General features: G+C 62.9%; 20 protein-coding genes. 17 read left to right on the top strand and 3 right to left on the bottom strand.

All coding sequences use genetic code 11. The annotated features are described in order from the left end of the window. Positions 1 to 8 precede the first annotated feature (8 nt). Positions 9 to 1,298, bottom strand: coding sequence for an acyl-CoA dehydrogenase family protein (locus ACLB6G_RS18500; RefSeq protein ID WP_410357706.1), 1,290 nt, complete (start codon positions 1,296 to 1,298; stop codon positions 9 to 11). Positions 1,299 to 1,755: 457 nt separating this feature from the next. Between ACLB6G_RS18500 and ACLB6G_RS18495 the strand changes: the two genes are divergently transcribed. From ACLB6G_RS18495 to ACLB6G_RS18455, 9 genes are all read left to right on the top strand, one after another. After that, the gene (locus tag ACLB6G_RS18495) at positions 1,756 to 2,481 is read left to right on the top strand and encodes a response regulator transcription factor (protein WP_410357705.1); all 726 of its coding nucleotides are present in this window, start codon (positions 1,756 to 1,758) and stop codon (positions 2,479 to 2,481) included. A 114-nt stretch (positions 2,482 to 2,595) separates the two neighbouring features. Beyond that, positions 2,596 to 3,876: a flagellar hook protein FlgE gene (locus tag ACLB6G_RS18490; RefSeq protein ID WP_410357704.1), complete on the top strand. Its 1,281-nt coding sequence runs from the start codon at positions 2,596 to 2,598 to the stop codon at positions 3,874 to 3,876. Between the two features lie 55 nt (positions 3,877 to 3,931). Beyond that, positions 3,932 to 5,395 (top strand): flagellar hook-associated protein FlgK, encoded by a 1,464-nt coding sequence (gene flgK, locus ACLB6G_RS18485; protein WP_410357703.1) that lies wholly within the window; start codon positions 3,932 to 3,934, stop codon positions 5,393 to 5,395. Between the two features lie 4 nt (positions 5,396 to 5,399). After that, positions 5,400 to 6,437, top strand: coding sequence for a flagellar hook-associated family protein (locus tag ACLB6G_RS18480; protein ID WP_410357702.1), 1,038 nt, complete (start codon positions 5,400 to 5,402; stop codon positions 6,435 to 6,437). Positions 6,438 to 6,568: 131 nt separating this feature from the next. After that, positions 6,569 to 6,916, top strand: coding sequence for a flagellar biosynthesis regulator FlaF (flaF, locus tag ACLB6G_RS18475; RefSeq protein ID WP_410357701.1), 348 nt, complete (start codon positions 6,569 to 6,571; stop codon positions 6,914 to 6,916). Beyond that, positions 6,913 to 7,371, top strand: coding sequence for a flagellar biosynthesis repressor FlbT (gene flbT, locus ACLB6G_RS18470; protein ID WP_410357700.1), 459 nt, complete (start codon positions 6,913 to 6,915; stop codon positions 7,369 to 7,371). The genes flaF and flbT overlap by 4 nt, the downstream gene beginning before the upstream one ends. Beyond that, entirely contained in the window at positions 7,368 to 7,772 is a 405-nt protein-coding gene (flgD, locus tag ACLB6G_RS18465) for a flagellar hook assembly protein FlgD (RefSeq protein ID WP_410357699.1), read from the top strand. Before flbT ends, flgD begins: the two co-directional genes overlap by 4 nt. Then, positions 7,769 to 8,035, top strand: coding sequence for a flagellar biosynthetic protein FliQ (locus tag ACLB6G_RS18460; protein ID WP_410357698.1), 267 nt, complete (start codon positions 7,769 to 7,771; stop codon positions 8,033 to 8,035). Before flgD ends, ACLB6G_RS18460 begins: the two co-directional genes overlap by 4 nt. Before the next feature lie 227 nt (positions 8,036 to 8,262). Continuing rightward, positions 8,263 to 8,532, top strand: a complete 270-nt coding sequence (locus tag ACLB6G_RS18455) for a hypothetical protein (protein WP_410357697.1) — start codon at positions 8,263 to 8,265, stop codon at positions 8,530 to 8,532. 11 nt (positions 8,533 to 8,543) lie between these two features. Here the strand turns inward: ACLB6G_RS18455 and ACLB6G_RS18450 are convergent, their stop codons facing one another. After that, the gene (locus ACLB6G_RS18450) at positions 8,544 to 8,987 is read right to left on the bottom strand and encodes a hypothetical protein (RefSeq protein WP_410357696.1); all 444 of its coding nucleotides are present in this window, start codon (positions 8,985 to 8,987) and stop codon (positions 8,544 to 8,546) included. 554 nt (positions 8,988 to 9,541) lie between these two features. Here ACLB6G_RS18450 and flhA point away from each other — a divergent pair. From flhA to ACLB6G_RS18415, 7 genes are all read left to right on the top strand, one after another. Next, the gene (flhA, locus tag ACLB6G_RS18445; protein ID WP_410357695.1) at positions 9,542 to 11,620 is read left to right on the top strand and encodes a flagellar biosynthesis protein FlhA; all 2,079 of its coding nucleotides are present in this window, start codon (positions 9,542 to 9,544) and stop codon (positions 11,618 to 11,620) included. Further along, positions 11,617 to 12,369: a flagellar biosynthetic protein FliR gene (fliR, locus tag ACLB6G_RS18440; protein ID WP_410357694.1), complete on the top strand. Its 753-nt coding sequence runs from the start codon at positions 11,617 to 11,619 to the stop codon at positions 12,367 to 12,369. The genes flhA and fliR overlap by 4 nt, the downstream gene beginning before the upstream one ends. Before the next feature lie 27 nt (positions 12,370 to 12,396). Beyond that, positions 12,397 to 12,798 carry a hypothetical protein gene (locus ACLB6G_RS18435; RefSeq protein ID WP_410357693.1) on the top strand — a complete coding sequence of 134 codons (402 nt, stop codon included), beginning with the start codon at positions 12,397 to 12,399 and terminating at the stop codon, positions 12,796 to 12,798. Positions 12,799 to 12,873: 75 nt separating this feature from the next. Next, on the top strand, positions 12,874 to 13,233 hold the full coding sequence (locus ACLB6G_RS18430) for a rod-binding protein (RefSeq protein ID WP_410357692.1): 360 nt from the start codon (positions 12,874 to 12,876) through the stop codon (positions 13,231 to 13,233). Between the two features lie 92 nt (positions 13,234 to 13,325). After that, positions 13,326 to 13,712 (top strand): hypothetical protein, encoded by a 387-nt coding sequence (locus ACLB6G_RS18425; protein ID WP_410357691.1) that lies wholly within the window; start codon positions 13,326 to 13,328, stop codon positions 13,710 to 13,712. Continuing rightward, positions 13,709 to 14,245, top strand: coding sequence for a hypothetical protein (locus ACLB6G_RS18420; RefSeq protein WP_410357690.1), 537 nt, complete (start codon positions 13,709 to 13,711; stop codon positions 14,243 to 14,245). Before ACLB6G_RS18425 ends, ACLB6G_RS18420 begins: the two co-directional genes overlap by 4 nt. Before the next feature lie 86 nt (positions 14,246 to 14,331). Then, entirely contained in the window at positions 14,332 to 15,117 is a 786-nt protein-coding gene (locus tag ACLB6G_RS18415; RefSeq protein WP_410357689.1) for a helix-turn-helix transcriptional regulator, read from the top strand. A gap of 268 nt (positions 15,118 to 15,385) precedes the next feature. On the opposite strand, the gene ACLB6G_RS18410 is transcribed toward ACLB6G_RS18415, so the two are convergent. Then, entirely contained in the window at positions 15,386 to 15,643 is a 258-nt protein-coding gene (locus ACLB6G_RS18410) for a hypothetical protein (RefSeq protein WP_410357688.1), read from the bottom strand. 118 nt (positions 15,644 to 15,761) lie between these two features. On the opposite strand from ACLB6G_RS18410, the gene ACLB6G_RS18405 reads away from it, so the two are divergent. Continuing rightward, positions 15,762 to 16,448: a LuxR family transcriptional regulator gene (locus ACLB6G_RS18405; protein WP_410357687.1), complete on the top strand. Its 687-nt coding sequence runs from the start codon at positions 15,762 to 15,764 to the stop codon at positions 16,446 to 16,448. Positions 16,449 to 16,594: the final 146 nt, after the last annotated feature.

Here is a 16,594-nt window from a genome sequence, read left to right as displayed (position 1 = left end):
TGTCAGGCTCATTCGGCGGCCTCGTGCCCGCGCCAGATGTCCACTTCCTCTGTGCGCGCCGGCGTCGAGAAATAGGCCAGCGTGGAGAAATTGCGTTCCCGCGCCGCCTTGATCTGGCCGCGCGCGATGGAGCGCAGGTGCACCTCGTCCGGCCCGTCGGCGAGCCGCAGCGAACGTCCCATGGTCCAGAGGTCCGGCAGCGGCGTGTCCGGCGAAAGCCCCATGGCCCCGAAGGTCTGCATGGCGCGGTCGGTCACGTTGAGCTGCATCTGCGGGACGACCACCTTGATCATCGCGATCTCGTTGCGGGCCGCCTTGGCGCCCACGTTGTCGATCATCCAGGCGGCCTTCAGGACCAGCAGGCGGGCCTGCTCGATCTCGCAGCGCGAGCGTGCGATCCACTCCTGCACCACGCCCTGCTCGTGCAGGTACTTGCCGAATGTCTTCCGTTCCAGCGAACGCTCGATCATCATGTCCAGCGCCAGTTCGGCCTGGCCGATGGAGCGCATGCAGTGGTGAATGCGGCCGGGTCCCAGACGCGCCTGCGCCATGGCGAAGCCGGACCCTTCCTCGCCGAGCAGGTTGGAGACCGGCACACGGCAATTTTCGAAAACGATCTCGCAATGACTCTCGTGGCTGTGATGGTTCATCACCGCGATGTTGCGCACCACCTTCATGCCCGGCGTGCCGAAGGGCACCAGGACCATGGATTGCTGGCGGTGCGTTTCCGCCTCCATGTCCGTCTTGCCCATGACGATGGCGATCCGCGTGGCCGGATTGAGCGCGCCGGTGATGAACCACTTGCGCCCATTGATCACGTAGTCGCCGCCATCGCGGCGGATGACGGTCGTGATGTTGGTTGCGTCCGACGAGGCGACATCGGGCTCGGTCATGGCGAAGGAGGACCGGATCGCGCCGTCGAGCAGCGGTTTCAGCCATTCCTCCTTCTGCTCCGGCGTGCCGAACATGTGCAGCAGTTCCATGTTGCCGGTATCGGGCGCCGAGCAGTTGAAAACCTCCGACGCCCACAACAGCCGGCCCATGATCTCGGCCAGGGGCGCATATTCCAGATTGGACAGGCGCGTGCCCGGTTCGTCGTCCTTGAGGTGCGGCAGGAAAAGGTTCCACAGGCCCTCTTCCTTCGCCAGCGCCTTGAGGTCGCCCATGAAGGAGACGGGATAACGCCCCTCGGCGGCCTCCGCGAGCCACTGGCGATGGCGCGGCACGACATGTTCGTCCATGAAGTCGCGAACGCGCGCGCGCAGCTCCTCGACCTTCGGGCTGTATGAGAAATCCATCGTTCAAGCTCCTGCAATGCCAGCCTGCGGCGGGCGGGGACGGTCCCGGATGCGCGCTTGGCCCCGCGCGAACGGGCCGACGGGCGTTGCCGGATCATGGCACCCAAGCCGCCATGGACACGCCTGTCCTTGATCCATGTCATGGAAATGCGTCGCGCGGCAGAAACGCGGATGGCCGGTGCAATGCCGGCTTGTCCGTCCGGACAGGTCCGTTTCGCGATCGCGGGGGATGAGACTTCGACAACCGGAAGATGGCGGGCTGACGGTGGACAAGGCCTGAAACAGGCCCTGATCCCATCCGTTTTTCGGGTCCGCGGAACGCGTCTTCACGAACTATTACAATAGTTTAAGCATAACGTAAAAATATGAAGTGCTAAATCTTGTAATTGTCACGAAGAATCGCCGCAAGTTAGCCCTGATAACCAGAATCAATTAATGATTCGAGGGGATTAGGCACATGATCGTTGTCGTCGATGACCGCGCACTCGTTGTGGACAGTTACAAGTCCATGCTCGAACGCGAGGGGTTTCCGGTCGCGGGATTCGCGCCGGACCAGTTCATCGAGTGGATGGACACGGCTTGCGAGTCGGATTTTGACTCGATCATCGCCTTCCTGATCGGAGATGTCGCCGACGACATCATCCTGCCGCAACCGGCGCCCGCCCATGGCAGGATCGCCAGGATCGCCCTTGTCGATCGTCAGAACCTCGACCGTACGCTCGAACTCTTCGATGCCGGCTTCGACGACGTGGTGCGCAAGCCCGTTCATGTCCGTGAACTGCTGAAGCGAATCGCCGTCATCCGCAGGCGCAACGGCACCGAGCCGGTCGCAGAATCCGGCGAGCGGCTCAAGGTCTTCTTCGATGGCCGCGATCCGGAGATCGATGGCGAGGTGTTTCCGCTGCCCCGGCGCGAGCGCCGCATCCTGGAGTTCCTGGCTTCGGCGGAGGGCCGCCGCGTCAGCCGTGCCCAGATTTTCAACGCCACCTATGGCGTCTTCGATGACAGCATCGAGGAATGCGTGGTCGAAAGCCACATCTCCAAGCTTCGCCGCAAGCTTCGTGATGCGCTTGGCTACGATCCCATCGATTCAAGGCGCTATCTCGGCTACCGGCTCGTGCTCGAAGCCGGTCAGGGTGAAGCGGTCGCCGGCGCCCCGTCGCGGGAACTCACTGCTGCCTGACGGGACCGGTCGGCGGGGTGGCACGGTTGCGGTCCCGCTGCCTGCGAAATTGGAAGGCGAGCCTGGCGCAAGCCTGGCTTCCTATGATTGTCCGTATGAACACGGAGGTGCGAAATGAGCATTTACGGCATGATGCAGACCAGCATTTCCGGAATGCATGCCCAGTCCAACCGGCTGTCATCCGTGGCGGACAACATCGCCAATTCCGATACGCTGGGCTACAAGCGGTCCCAGATCCTGTTTTCAACCCTTGTCGCCGGGACCTCCCTGTCAGGGGGCTCCGGGTCGTCAGGCACCTACAGTTCCGGCAGCGTGCTCAGCCACACCGTGCGGGTGGCCAACCAGCAGGGCGCGCTTGAATATACGTCCTCGGTGACCGATCTCGCCATTTCCGGGGGCGGCTATTTCGTTGTCCAGGATGCCGGCGGCCAGACATTCCTGACGCGTGCCGGCTCCTTCCTGCCGGATGCGGACGGACGGCTGGTCAACCAGAGCGGATTCTACCTGATGGGTTATCCCAGCGCCGACGGTGTCACCTCCGGCACCGCCAATGGCCTGTCGGAACTGGAGATCGTCACGCTGGATGCCTTCGAGCTTTCCGCGGTGCCATCCAGTTCCGGATACATCACCGGCAACCTGTCGTCGGAAGCCGATATCGAGACCGGCAACACGCCTTCGTCCAATGCCGCCGATGCCGCCTTTACAAACAAGGTTTCCCTGGTCACCTACGATAATCTCGGCGCCGAGGTCACCCTCGATGTTTATTACACCAAGACGGCGGACAATACCTGGGAAGTGGCGGTCTACAACAAGGCCGACGCCGATGCCGCGACCGGCGGCTTCCCCTATTCCTCGGCGGCGCTGTCGACGCAGACGCTTTCCTTCGACCCGGCCAACGGCCAGCTTGCCGCGGCCTCGGCCACGTCGATGTCGTTTACCATCCCCAATGGCGGGACCTTCGATCTCGATCTCGCCGGCTTTACCCAGCTTGCAGCCGATTTCGGCGTGTCGGATGCCGACGTGAACGGACGCCCGCCATCCACGATCGACAGCATCCACATCTCCCAGGACGGCTTCGTCTACGGGCAATATGACGACGGTTCCTATCGTGACCTCTATCGCATTCCGCTGGCCACGGTCGCCAATCCGTCGGCGCTCAACGCGGTCACCGGAACGGTCTTCTCCCAGACGCCGGAGACGGGCGACATCATGGTCGGCGTTCCCCAGCAGGGCGGATACGGCTCGATCATTTCCTCCGCAGTGGAGAATTCCAATGTCGATATTGCCCAGGAGCTCACCAAGATGATCCAGGCACAGCGCGGCTTCACGGCCAATTCGAAGGTTTTCCAGACCGGCTCCGATCTCATGGACGTCGTGGTGAACCTCAAGAGGTAAGGAACGGGCGCGACCGCACCATTCCGGTGGCGGCCGCGATTGGAGGCAGTAGGGTATGTCACTTTCCACGGTGCTCTACACGGCCCAGAATTCGCTGTTCAACTTGTCCCAGAAGGCAAGTGTTGCCGCGCGCAACATCTCCGGCGCGTCCGACCCCAACTATGCGCGGCGCGTCGTCGTCCTCGAGACGGCCGAGAACGGCGCCGCCATCGTTTCAGTGGACCGCGCCGCAAACAACCGGCTGGCGGCCGCCTCGCGCGACGCGCTTTCCTTGTCCGTCGCCCAGGGCACCATCAGCGAGAACATGCGGCAACTGGCGCTTTCGCTGAACGGAAGCGATGGTTCGGCTTCGGCTTCCGCGCTGCTCTCGAAGCTGCACGAGGCGCTCCAGAATTACAGCGCGAGCCCCGACAACGAACTCCTCGCCCGTGGCGTCGTCAATGCTGCCGGCACGCTCGCCGGATCGCTCAACGCATCGGCCACGGAAATCCATGCCATGCGGGCGCGCCTCGACAGGGAAATCGCCGGCGACGTCGAGACGCTGAACGGCTTGCTGGGGGAGTTCCAGGGTGTCAACACCGCCATTGTGAAGGCAAACCTGCAAGGCGCCGATGCCAGCGACCTGCTCGACCGTCGCGACACGCTGCTTGGCCGGATCGCCGAAATCGTCCCCGTGACCGTCACCGCGCGGGACCACGGCGACGTCATGCTGACGACCGCGGGCGGCGTGATGTTGTTCGAGACGACGGCGCGCGACGTGACCTTCAACCCCCGTCCGGCCTATGGTCCCGGCGATACCGGCAATGTGCTGCGCATCGACGGCGTGCCGCTCGATCCCGGTGTCGGAACCGATACATCCTCCTCCGGATCCATCGCCGCCAGGCTGCAATTGCGTGACGATGTGACCGTCCGCACCGAAGCGCAGCTCGACGAGATCGCGCGAGGGCTCGTAACCCTGTTTGCCGAAACCGACCAGACCGGTGGCGGACTGCCCCCGCAGGCCGGCCTCTTCACATGGTCCGGCGGTCCGGCGGTCCCGGCAGGCGGCGTCCTTGCCTCCGGCATGGCGACGACGCTGTCGGTCAATCCGTTGTTCGATCCGCAGGCGGGCGGAACCCCGTCCCTGTTGCGCGATGGCGGCGCCAATGGCGCGGCCTATGTCGCGAACGCATCCGGCGGGGTCGCCTTCTCCGACCGCATCATCGCGCTCGCCGATGCCATGGAAGCGCCCATGTCCTTCGATCCCTCGACGGGTCTGTCGGCAACGGGAAGCCTCGTCGCCTATTCCGGCAATGCGCTGACATGGCTGGAGGCCTACAGGGCCGAAGCAGGCGTTGCCGCCGAAACCAAGGACGCCATGTACGCCGCGCTCAGCAGCAAGCTTCTGGCGCAGACCGGCGTGAACATCGACGACGAAATGGCCTCGCTTGTCGAGATCGAGCATTCCTACGAGGCGACGAGCCGGATCATCGCGACGGTGGACAACATGCTCGCCGCCCTGCTGGACGCGGCGAGGTGATGCGATGAAGCTCCAGGCCGCCTCCACCCTTTCCATGGCCAACGCGCTGCGCATGTCCATCCGTGCCACGCAGGCCGCGATCGTGACCGCGCAGCAGGAAACGGTGACCGGCGAAAAGGCGGACCCGGCCCGCGAACTCGGCCTGCGCAACGGTTTTCGCATTTCGCTTCAGCGCGAGGCCGAAAGGCTCGACGCGATCCTGATGACAAATGACCTTGCCGGCGCCCGCATGACGGCGGCGCAGACCGCGATGTCGCGCTTTACCGCCGTCACGGGTGATACCATGCAGGTGTTCAACACGGCCCTGAGCGGAAACGGATCGGCGGACCTGGTGCGCGCAAGCGCGCTGGCGGCCCTCGAGGACCTGACCAATGTCATGAACACTGCCGCCAACGGCGAATATCTCTTCGCCGGCGTGAATGCCGACGCCCGGCCGCTTGCTGCCTTCGAGGGAAGCGCCTGGCAGGCCGATCTGGATGCGGCCTTCACCGGCCATTTCGGCTTTGCCAAGTCCGATCCCGCCGCCGCGTCGCTCACCGCGGCCCAGATGGAAGACTTCATCGAGAACGTCGCACGTCCGCTGTTCGAAGCGGCCGGCTGGCCCGACCTGTCATCGGCGAGCGACGAGGGCATCCGGTCCCGGATAGCCCAGGACCAGACCGCGGTGACCTCGGTCTCCGCCAACGAGGACGGGTTCAGGGAGGCGTTCTTCGGCCTCACCATGGCCGTGGCCTTTCTGGATACGGGACTGTCCGGCGACGCGACCCGCCAGCTTGTCCGTAGCGCCGGCGAGGGAATGGGCGCGGCTTCGGCGCAGGTGACCCTGGTTCAGGGCCGGCTCGGCCTTGTCGAGGCGCAAGTCGCCGATGCCACCGAACGCATGCGCCTGCAGAAGGACTACATGACCGATCTTTCCACCGAGATGGGTAGCGTGGATCCCTATGAGGCAGCCACCCGGATGACGAACCTGCTGAACCAGCTGGAGACGGCCTACATGCTGACCCAGCGTGTCCAGTCGCTTTCGCTTGCCAGGTATCTCTAGGAAAGGACCGGACATGACAGTGACCGCCATTCCATTCATTCCGGGCAGGCCCGCTTGCCGCCCCATGCGCCCGCCGGGCGCCGTTCCCTTCACCGGGCGCCGGACCGCAAGGTCCTTGCAGGAGCAGTGACATGTATATCGCCAAGTATGAAGAGATCCAGACCGACGACCTGGAGGAGGCCCGCTCCCGGGAGCGCGAGGCGCTCGACCAGTCGATTGCCATGCTGGAATCGGCGCGGGCGACCGGGGCCCGGTCCATCGAGGCGATTCACGCCCTTCATTACACCGCGCGCATCTGGATGGCGCTGATGTCGGATCTGGCGGACCCGGAAAACCAGTTGCCCAAGGAGTTGCGCGCCAACCTCCTGAGCATCGGAATCTGGATCCTGCGCACCGTGGACGAGATAAGGCAGGAAAAATCGGAGAATTTCGACGGTCTTATCGATATTTCAAAGATCATCCGGGATGGTATTCGATGAAAAGCACATTCAAGATTTCACTCAAGGCAAACGAGAAGATCTACATCAACGGGGCCGTTCTGCGCGTTGACCGCAAGACAGCCATTGAAATCCTGAACGATGTGAACTTCCTGCTGGAAAATCACATTCTCCAGGCGTCCGACGCGACGACGCCGCTCAAGCAGCTCTACTTCATCGTCCAGGTCATGCTGATGGCGCCAAACGAGACCGAGCCGGCCATGCTGGTCTACAAGAACCAGATGCCGGGCCTCCTGGCCGCATTCGAGAACGACCACATCCTGTCCGAGCTCAAGGATATCGACCGGATGGTGCATCAGAAGATGTATTTCGAGGCCATGCGGTCCACCCGCGCGCTCTTTCCGCTTGAAGCGCAGATCCTCGCCAGCGCGCCGTCCACCGAGATGCCGCTGGCCGAGCCGGGCTTCATGGGCGCCGACAGGATGGTGATGCGATGACCGAAGTATCCGCAATCGGTGGCAGCAGCGCCCAGGCTACGCCCGCGGCCCGGGCCGAAGCCACCAACATGCTCAACTACGACACCTTCCTGCAGATCCTGGTCACCCAGATGAAGAACCAGGATCCGACGGAGCCGATGGACGCCAGCCAGTATGTTTCGCAGTTGGCGAGTTTCTCCAACGTCGAGCAGAACATCCAGATCAACAACAAGCTCGAGATCCTGCTCGCGGCCTCCGTCGTCTCACAGGTCGACAGCATTGTCGGGCGCACCATGACCAGTGCCGACGGCACGGTTTCCGGCACGGTGGAAGAGGTGCGGATCGGCAACACCGGACTGGTCGCCATTCTCGACAACGGCAAGGAACTGCCGGTGACGGCCGGCACGGTCATTGGCGAATGAACGCCACCGACGCGCTGGACCTGGTGCAGTTTTCCATGTGGACGGTGATGATCGTTTCCGCGCCGGCGGTCGTGCCCGCCATGGTGGCCGGTATCGCCATTGCCCTGTTCCAGGCACTGACGCAGGTCCAGGAAGTCACGCTGACCTTCGTGCCGAAGATCATGATCGTCTTCCTTTCCAGCACGCTTGCCGCCGGCTTCGTCGGCAGCAAGCTCCTCGTCCTCACCAACATCCTCTACGGACGCATCCAGACCGGCTTTTGAACACCGGGCGGCGGGAGCCGTTCCTGGCGGCGGCGGGTCCCGGACCCGGTGTTCCGTAGCGTGAAATCTCCCGAAGCACGCTTTTTATTCGATTTTTAAGGTTAACCACCGGTAAGGAAACCGGCTGCAGTTTGCCGCTCGTTACCCTATAGCTGCAGGGTCGGGTGCATGAAGGCGCCTGCCAGGTGGCATGTCGCAAGCGCCACGCAATCCTCCGGTCGGAACCCATGCTGGACTTCCTCCTTGCGCAACTCGAAAGGCACGAGGCATTGCTTGTCCAGGCCATCGAGGATGACGATTCCCGTGCGATCGTCGAATTCGATCGCAATGTGCAGCGGATCTGGCGCGATGTCCTGGTTTACCAACCGCTGGACGACGGCGAGGCGGGACGGCTCTTCGCCTTTCTTCTCGACGTCATCCTGCGCGAGACAGGTGCCCGCGACGGGCATCTCTTCGATATCCGGAACAAGCTCGCCTCGCTCTGCCGGCTCCGCTGACGGGCCGTCTCTCATCGCACCGGTCGGGTGCGAAGCACGATGCATTCGCGCCGCGCCGCCCGGTTGCCGGCCGCGCGCGTCAGGCACACGTTCAACCGCCGTTCGCCTTGTGCCTTGCCGGCAGCCACGATCAACAGGAAATCCGTCCTGCGGCCGGGAGCAAGGACCGGATCGAAGCCGATGAGCCGGAAGCCGTGGTGACTGTCGGGTGCTGCCAGTTCCAGGGTGAGCCGCTCTGCCCGGCCGCTGCGGTTGACAATGCGCAGCCTGTATCCGGCTTCGGGCCCGGAATGGACCGCCAAGTCGCGGAGGGCATGGAAATACCGGTGTTCGCGTGGCGGAACCTGGCCGGAAAAGTTGGTCCTTGCCGAACCTGCGGACGGTGACCGCATCGTCGCCGCAAGGGTGCAAAGGGCCAGCAGGAGGATGACGGACAGGCGGGGCATGGATTTCATTCGGGCCCGGCCGGGGCGCAAGAAACGTCCTGGCGCATGGTGGATGGATGGAAACATGCCGCTTCAACGGCGGCGCTGGCGGATTTCATGCTGTTGCCCGAAGGCAAGCGCGCGAACCGATTGAACATCCCGGGGATTGATGAAGCGCTACCGCATACCCCACGGATTCTCGCAGGGGGGGGCGAAAAAAGGAGGCGGCAGCCGGGACATAAAGTGGCAGGGATATGGCCCGGCTGTCCGCCATGAAGGCTGATGTGATCAACCCGCTAGTCAATGCTGTCAAGGATGAACCGCGAACGAATTGAGCCATCCCGGCAAGAGGCTGGCGCGGATTCGTGGTGAAGGCGGTTCAGGACATCCGGCGCATACCGGGCCGCGAAGTTGCGTCATGCAAGGTCCGGAACCGGACTGTTCGCTTGCCAGAAGCGGTAGCGCGTCACCCCTTAAATTAGCGTTAATTGAAGCGCCTGGAATGCCATGATCAGGTCCGTGAACTTCGCACAAGCTAGCGCCGCTAGGCTGGCGGCCGAACGAATGCCGAAAGAGAGGTCCACGTGGCAGCACCAGCCGTTTCCACATTGCCCGGACGTCCCACCGATATCGCGCTGGCCGGCGGTATCGTGTTCATCCTGTCCATCCTGTTCCTGCCGGTGCCGACATTCCTGATCGACCTCGGTCTGGCGGTATCTCTCGCGCTTTCGGTCCTCATCCTCATGGTCTCGCTCTGGATCGCCCGGCCGCTGGATTTTTCCGCCTTCCCGACCGTCCTGCTGATCGCCACCATGCTGCGCCTGGCGCTCAACATCTCCACCACGCGCCTCATCCTGTCGGAGGGTCACGAAGGGGTGAACGCCGCGGGCTACGTCATCTCGGGCTTTTCCCAGTTCGTCATGAGCGGCGATTTCGTCATCGGCGTGGTGGTGTTCCTCATCCTGGTCATCGTCAATTTCGTCGTCATCACGAAAGGTTCCACGCGCATCGCCGAGGTCGGTGCCCGTTTCACCCTCGATGCGATCCCGGGCAAGCAGATGTCGATCGATGCGGACCTGTCGGCAGGCATCATCAACGAGAAGGAAGCGCAGGCGCGGCGCAAGGAACTGGAGGAGGAAAGTGCCTTCTTCGGCTCCATGGACGGTGCCTCGAAGTTTGTGCGCGGCGATGCCATCGCCGGTCTCATCATCACCGCCATCAATATCTTCGGCGGGATCATCATCGGCTATGCACGCCATGGCATGTCGCTGTCGGAAGCCGGCGACGTGTTCATCAAGCTGTCCGTCGGCGATGGGCTGGTCTCCCAGATCCCGGCGCTCATCGTCTCGCTTGCCGCCGGCCTGCTGGTCTCCAAGGGCGGGACGCGCGGTTCGGCCGACGTCGCGGTCTTCGCCCAGCTTGGCCACTATCCGCGCGCGCTTTATGTCGCGGCTGCCCTCATGTTGCTGCTCGCGGTCATGCCGGGCTTGCCGCTTGTGCCCTTCCTTGCCCTTGCCGCCGGTTTTGCCGCCGTCGGCTTCACGGTCAACCGCCAGCGGTTCCGCCAGAACCTGTCGGAGGAGCGCGCGCGCGAGAAGGAGGACCGCGCCAAGGCCGCCGTGGAGGAAAACTCCATGAAGGCCTCGCTGAAGACCGCCGAGATCGAGGTCGCCTTCGGCAAGCAGATTGCGACCGCCTTCCTCGGCTCGCAGGAGGAACTGGCCTTCCGCATGGCCCGCATGCGCAAGAAGTTCGCCACGCAATACGGCTTCGTGATTCCCGAGGTGAAGATTTCCGAGGACCTCGCGTTGCCGCAGAAGGCCTACCAGATCCGGATCCACGGCACCGCCTTCTCGCTGCACGAATTGCGTCTCGGCGAGGTCCTGGCCCTCACGGGCAACAAGCCGCTGCCCGACATACCGGGCGAACCGGTGAAGGAGCCGGCCTTCGGCATGCCGGCACTGTCGGTGCCGCAGAATTTCGCCGCCGACCTCAAGCGCATGGGCATCGCCACGGTGGACAACCTTTCGGTCCTGCTCACGCATCTGAGCGAGGTCATCCGCAACAACCTGCCGCAACTGCTTTCCTACCGCGACACCAAGCGCCTCATCGAACAGCTCGATCCGGAATACCGCAAGCTGACCGACGAGTTGTGCTCCACGCACATTTCCTATCCGGGCCTGCAGGCCGTGCTGAAGATGCTGCTGGCCGACCGGGTCTCGATCCGCAACCTGCCGCTCATCATCGAGGCCATCGCCGAGGTCGCTCCGCATGTGCGCCGCACCGAGAAGCTCGTCGAGCATGTCCGCATGCGAATGGCGCAGCAGATCTGCGGCGACCTTGCCGAAAACGGCGTGCTCAACGTGCTTCGCCTCGGCGGCCGCTGGGATCTCGTATTCCAGGAAAGCCTGAAACGCGATGCCAATGGCGACATCCGCGAATTCGACATGGACCCGCGCCAGCTCGAAACCTTTGGCCGCGAGGCTGCGGCGGCGATCAACAAGCTGCTCGACCAGTCCAAGCAGTTCGCCGTGCTGACCTCCCCTGAAGCGCGCACCTATGTGCGCATGATCCTCGAACGGCTTTTCCCGTCGCTCCCCGTGCTGTCGCATGTCGAGATCGCCCGCGGCGTCGAAGTCAATGTCATCGGCTCGGTGGGATGAACGACTTCACCGCCACCCTCCTGCTGCCGATGATCGTCATCTTCTGCCGGATCGGCGGATGCCTCATGGTGGTGCCGGGTTTTTCTTCCGTCCGCGTTTCCATGCGCATCCGCCTGATGACGGCCGTCGCGCTCAGCGTCGCGCTGGCCCCGCTGGTCTGGTCCAGCCTGCCGGCGCTCTCGCCGTCCGATCCGTCCCTGTTCTATGTCCTGATTGTCACCGAAACCATTGTCGGAGCCTTTCTCGGCCTGCTCGTGCGCCTGCTCTTCGCGGCGCTCGAATTCATCGCCGCGGCCGCGGCCATGTCGATGGGCTTCGGCACGATGATGGGCACGCCGGTCACCGAGGCCGAGCCGCAAGCCGCCTTCGGCGCCTTTCTGGCCATGGCGGCCCTGGTCCTGTTCTTCCTGCTCAACGCCCACCACGCTGTGATCATCGGCCTGATCCGTTCCTATTCGATCATCCCGCCCGACGGACTGCTGGAGCCCTCCCGTCTGCTCGCCCGCATCGGCGAGCGCCTCAACGACGCCTTCCTGATGGTCCTCAGGCTCGGAGGCCCTTTCCTCGCCTACGGCATCCTGATCAACCTGATCGTCGGTCTGCTCAACAAGCTCACGCCGCAGATACCGATCTATTTCATTTCGCTGCCCTTCGTCCTTTTCGGCGGGCTGCTGATATCCTACTTCGCCGTTCCCTCCATGGTCAGCCAGTTCGCCGCGGCCGTGCCGGACATGGCGTTCTTCCGTTAGCCGCGAACAGCCAGGGGAGGTCGTTGAATGCGGGACAAGCGCAAGGACATGCGAAGGCTCGTGCATCTGGCCGGGCAGATGGAAAACCTGAACATGGCGCGCAGCACCCATCTGTCCGGAAAGCTCCGGGCCGTCGAGGATGACCTGCGCTCGCTCGACGTCTTTGCAGCGGAGCCTTCGCTGGCCATGGATCTCTTTCCGGATCTGGTCGTGCGCAAGCAATCGGAACTGAAGGCCGAGAAGGCGCGTCTGACGGGGGAGCGGGATGCGGTGGAACGGGAGCGCATGCGGCGGGAACGCCAGAAGGAACGGCTTGGTGAAAGGCTGACGGCCATCGAGGGCGAGGCGAGCGCCGCATCCCAGGAAGAGAGTGGCAGCGACTGGGCCGCGCGCGCCAACCGGGCCGGGACCAGCTTCCGGCAAGTATGATCGCGTAGCTTTTCCGGCGTGGGGATGCCCCGGTCCGGAGCGGTCGGGGCAATCAGGAGAAGGACAGGTGCGCCAATGGATGGTCCGATGTCGGCGGTCGCGGGGCTCAGCCCGCTGACCCTTCGTCCCGAAACGCCGCAACGCCCGCAGGCGGACGGCGTGGCCTGGCAGGCGGCGCTTTCAGGGCAGGCCGCCGGCACCGCGAAGGCACCGGACGCCGGCATGGCTGCAATGCAGCGCTTCGAAGCGCTCGTCCTGCAGAATTTCATCGAGGCGATGCTGCCTGACGATGCTTCGTCCGTCTATGGCAAGGGCCTTTCGGGAGAGATGTGGAAGTCCATGATGAGCGAGAAGATCGCCGAAGAGTTCGCAAGCCAGGGTGGCCTGGGCATCGCCGAGAGGATCGGCGCACAACTCGCCAGGTCCCGGACCTGAGCCGGCAATGAACATGAATGTCCCCGCGAGCGGCGTCAGCGCCGTCCGTCACGGGGAACAGGCTGAAACAGTGGAGTGATCCGGAGATGGCCGTGCAAGCGACAAGACCCTTCCATGGCAGGGAAGAAGAGGACCACCGCTCGATAATCCAGGTGCTGGACGCCATTGGCGTGTGCCTTGACAGTGAAGGCGAATTGCTTCGCAACCGTCGCCTGTCGGAATTGCAGGCCTGCAACACACGCAAGAGCAGGCTGCTCTACGAACTGTCGCGTGCCGTCAACGGCAATCCGGGCTGGCGGGGGATCGCCGGCCTCAGGGAACGGCTGCAGGAGCTTGACGAGAAGCTGAAAGCCAATGCGCGAAGCCTTCAGGCCCAGGCCCTCGCGGTGCGCTCGGTGGCCGATCTCGTCATCAGCGAAATCCGCGACAGCGAGGACGACGGCACCTATACGAGCGCCTCGCTCGCTGCCCGGCCATGATCAGGGGTCTGGCTTTCGGCCTGGCCGCCATCGCCGCTGCCTTCGCCGGAGGATTCGTCTCGACGCTGACGCTCAAAGCCCCGGAACAGCCTGGCGCCCCCGCGCTCGCCGTCACCGGCGGGCAGCCGGCCTATTGGGATTCCGGCATCCTGGTCGCCCCGGTGATTCGCGATGGAAAGGTGGCCGAGTACCGGACATTGAACGTGATCCTGAAACTGGGGCCTGGAACGCCGCCCGGACTGGAGACGATTTTGCCCGAAAGGATCCAGGAAGCATATCAGGAGTTGCTTCTTGATCCGGTTATCGCGCAAAGGATGATGGATCGGGCGGTAAATCCGTTTGCAATTACCGAAAATGTAAGACAGCGCTTGACTGTTGGGCTGCCGGACAGTGACCTGATGGACGTGATCGTGGTTCACGCGGATCGGTTCGCCCCCGACGAGTTGCGCAGGAACCTTATCGAGGATGGTGATGTTGTGGAAGTGGAAGTCAGTAGCGCGAAGGGGGCCAAGACCGGGAATGTCACGCATTGAATGCCGTCAAATCGTCAAAGTTGACTTTTCGCAATGTGCCAAGACGTGAATTTCCGTAGATAAGAAAGTAGTTGAGGGTCGGGCAAGTGAAGAGAGAACTGGTCAGGCAGGGCAAACCTGTTGAAGAGGTTTCGCATCGGCGGTTCATAGTCGAGGGCCTGTCCTGGCTGATGGCTTCGCCGCATGATGCGTTTTCCCAGCTTCTCAAGCTGTGCAAGCGGCACGGTTTCGAGGATTTCCTGATCTATACGGGCAAGCCGAAGCACCTGAAGGGGGGGACGCTGGCCGATTGCCTGCTGATGACCAGCATGTCTTCCTATTTCATCGAGATCCTTGACAGTGCGGTTCAGCGCAGCGGCTGCGACATCATGGGTCCGCTGCGTGGCCACACGGCGCCCGTCCTTTGGAACCTCGTCGCTCTGGATCCTGCTTCGGCCGGGCCATCGTCCCGTCCGGACGGGGAGGAGAAGAAGGGCGAGATCCTCGAACGCGCCTTCGCAGACGGAGGCATAGCGGGCGGCATTCTCATTCCGATTCCCACCGATGAACTGGGGATCGTGGTCCTCCACTTCCTGTCCGCCGAACCGGTGCGTCGCATCAGTCCGGAACTCGTGGTCGAGGCGCTCGCCACCTTCGAGTCGGCTTCGCAGTTCATTCGCAGCGGCATGAGGGAAGGCGATGACGGACTGACGGCCCGGGAGAAGGAGTGCCTCTATTGGGCAGGCGAGGGCAAGACGAGCGCTGAAATGGCGTTCATTACCGGCCTGTCGGAACATACGGTCAACCACTATTTCACGACCGCTTGCCGCAAGCTCAATTGCGTGAGCCGCATCCAGGCGGTCGCGAAGGCAGTCCGGCAGGGCCTGATCTGAGCCGGCGTCCGGTGTGCCGGACGCAATGCCCGGCCAGCGCTGGCTGCGCCGGTTGATGTCCGTCGCGGGAACAATCGTGACGGCCGCGACTGTTCGGGGATTGCAACGCCTCGGATGATATCGTAGCGTCTATATTTGCGCATGAGTTGCTGCGAAAGCAAGAATTTAACGTAATCATCAGCCAAACAGTGTTATGTTGCAATTCAGAGAAAATGTCTCCTTCTCCAAGCTTGCCCGGTCGTATGAGGACACCCTTTCTGCTCTTGAATCAGCAATCGGCCGCGACGATGAAATGGCCATCGTCGAGCTCGACAGGAAGGCTGCGGCAACATTCGACGCGATCCTGAATTATTGGCCGCGCGACAGGGCGGAAGCGGCGGAACTGTTTCATTTCCTGCTTGAAAAACTGTGCCAGTTCGAAGCCGGGGGCGAATTGGCAGACGCTATCCGCCGCCGCGCCGGCGCCCTGTTCGATGAACGCTGAAGACCGGCGGGAAACCTTTTTCAAGCGCTCGCTTCCGGACAATTGCCTACCCCGTGAAATCCTGTGATAGTGCAATCAGTTGACAACAGGTGCGACAGCGTCACCAGGGCTGTCCGGAACGGCGAGGATGGAGGGGTCTGCCCGCCTTCGGAAAATTTCCGTGCTGCTGGACGTAGGCCGGTCCACGCAGGAAATCGTCTACGCCGTACGGGAAGAATACGGGCTCGCCCATACCGTCTTTCATCTCGGACAGACCGCGGTGGGCCGGCTGGACCGGCCATTCGTGCGCACGACCTATCCGGAATCCTGGGTCAGCCGATATCTTCTGATGAGTTATGTCGACATCGATCCGGTGGCCGTTGAGGGCTTCCAGCGCCAGCTTCCCTTCGACTGGCGCGATCTGAAGGTCACGGACAAGGCTGCGGCGCTGATGCGGGAGGCTGCCGAACATGCCATTGGCGTCAATGGGTTTTCCGTGCCGGTGATCGACCGCCTGGCGCGGCGCTCGCTGTTTTCCGTCACATCGATGATGGATGGCGATGCGTGGAGCGCGTTTCTCGCGGAATATGCCGACGAACTGGTGGAGATCGCAAGCCGGCTTCATCATTGCGGCCTGAGGGAAGCGGTCGGCGACGAAGCATCGCTGCCACCGCTCAGCCCGCGCGAGATCGAATGCCTGATGTGGACGGCGCGCGGAAAGGATTACCAGGACATTGCCCAGATCCTCGGCCTTTCCGGCCACACGGTGCGCAGCTATCTCAAGAGCGCCCGCTACAAGCTGAACTGCAGTTCCCTGCCCCAGGCCGTCGCAAGGGCGTTCCAGATCAAGCTGATCGCCGACGAATGACCCGGAATCCCGTCCGGGATGCGGTTTTTCCCGGAAATCTCCCTGCCGTTAACCATAACGATACCCGCATTTGAGGGAATCCTTATGTGCGTATTGTGGGATAGAATCCCATCGAAATACGCTTTGTTCATTCGGATGAGCAGGAG

Source organism: Zhengella sedimenti, assembly GCF_046506625.1.
GTDB lineage: Bacteria > Pseudomonadota > Alphaproteobacteria > Rhizobiales > Rhizobiaceae > Zhengella > Zhengella sedimenti.
This window is presented reverse-complemented; position numbering and strand designations above follow the sequence as displayed.

Bases quoted from the DNA above. Each gene is read 5' to 3' on its own strand.
- ACLB6G_RS18435 (WP_410357693.1), top strand. From the start codon at position 12,397: ATGCGGGACAAGCGCAAGGACATGCGAAGGCTCGTGCATCTGGCCGGG.
- ACLB6G_RS18460 (WP_410357698.1), top strand. From the start codon at position 7,769: ATGAACGCCACCGACGCGCTGGACCTGGTGCAGTTTTCCATGTGGACG.
- flgD (WP_410357699.1), top strand. From the start codon at position 7,368: ATGACCGAAGTATCCGCAATCGGTGGCAGCAGCGCCCAGGCTACGCCC.
- ACLB6G_RS18455 (WP_410357697.1), top strand. From the start codon at position 8,263: ATGCTGGACTTCCTCCTTGCGCAACTCGAAAGGCACGAGGCATTGCTT.
- ACLB6G_RS18490 (WP_410357704.1), top strand. From the start codon at position 2,596: ATGAGCATTTACGGCATGATGCAGACCAGCATTTCCGGAATGCATGCC.
- ACLB6G_RS18495 (WP_410357705.1), top strand. From the start codon at position 1,756: ATGATCGTTGTCGTCGATGACCGCGCACTCGTTGTGGACAGTTACAAG.
- flgK (WP_410357703.1), top strand. From the start codon at position 3,932: ATGTCACTTTCCACGGTGCTCTACACGGCCCAGAATTCGCTGTTCAAC.
- ACLB6G_RS18500 (WP_410357706.1), bottom strand. From the start codon at position 1,298: ATGGATTTCTCATACAGCCCGAAGGTCGAGGAGCTGCGCGCGCGCGTT.
- fliR (WP_410357694.1), top strand. From the start codon at position 11,617: ATGAACGACTTCACCGCCACCCTCCTGCTGCCGATGATCGTCATCTTC.
- ACLB6G_RS18480 (WP_410357702.1), top strand. From the start codon at position 5,400: ATGAAGCTCCAGGCCGCCTCCACCCTTTCCATGGCCAACGCGCTGCGC.
- ACLB6G_RS18450 (WP_410357696.1), bottom strand. From the start codon at position 8,987: ATGAAATCCATGCCCCGCCTGTCCGTCATCCTCCTGCTGGCCCTTTGC.
- ACLB6G_RS18420 (WP_410357690.1), top strand. From the start codon at position 13,709: ATGATCAGGGGTCTGGCTTTCGGCCTGGCCGCCATCGCCGCTGCCTTC.
- flaF (WP_410357701.1), top strand. From the start codon at position 6,569: ATGTATATCGCCAAGTATGAAGAGATCCAGACCGACGACCTGGAGGAG.
- flbT (WP_410357700.1), top strand. From the start codon at position 6,913: ATGAAAAGCACATTCAAGATTTCACTCAAGGCAAACGAGAAGATCTAC.
- ACLB6G_RS18430 (WP_410357692.1), top strand. From the start codon at position 12,874: ATGGATGGTCCGATGTCGGCGGTCGCGGGGCTCAGCCCGCTGACCCTT.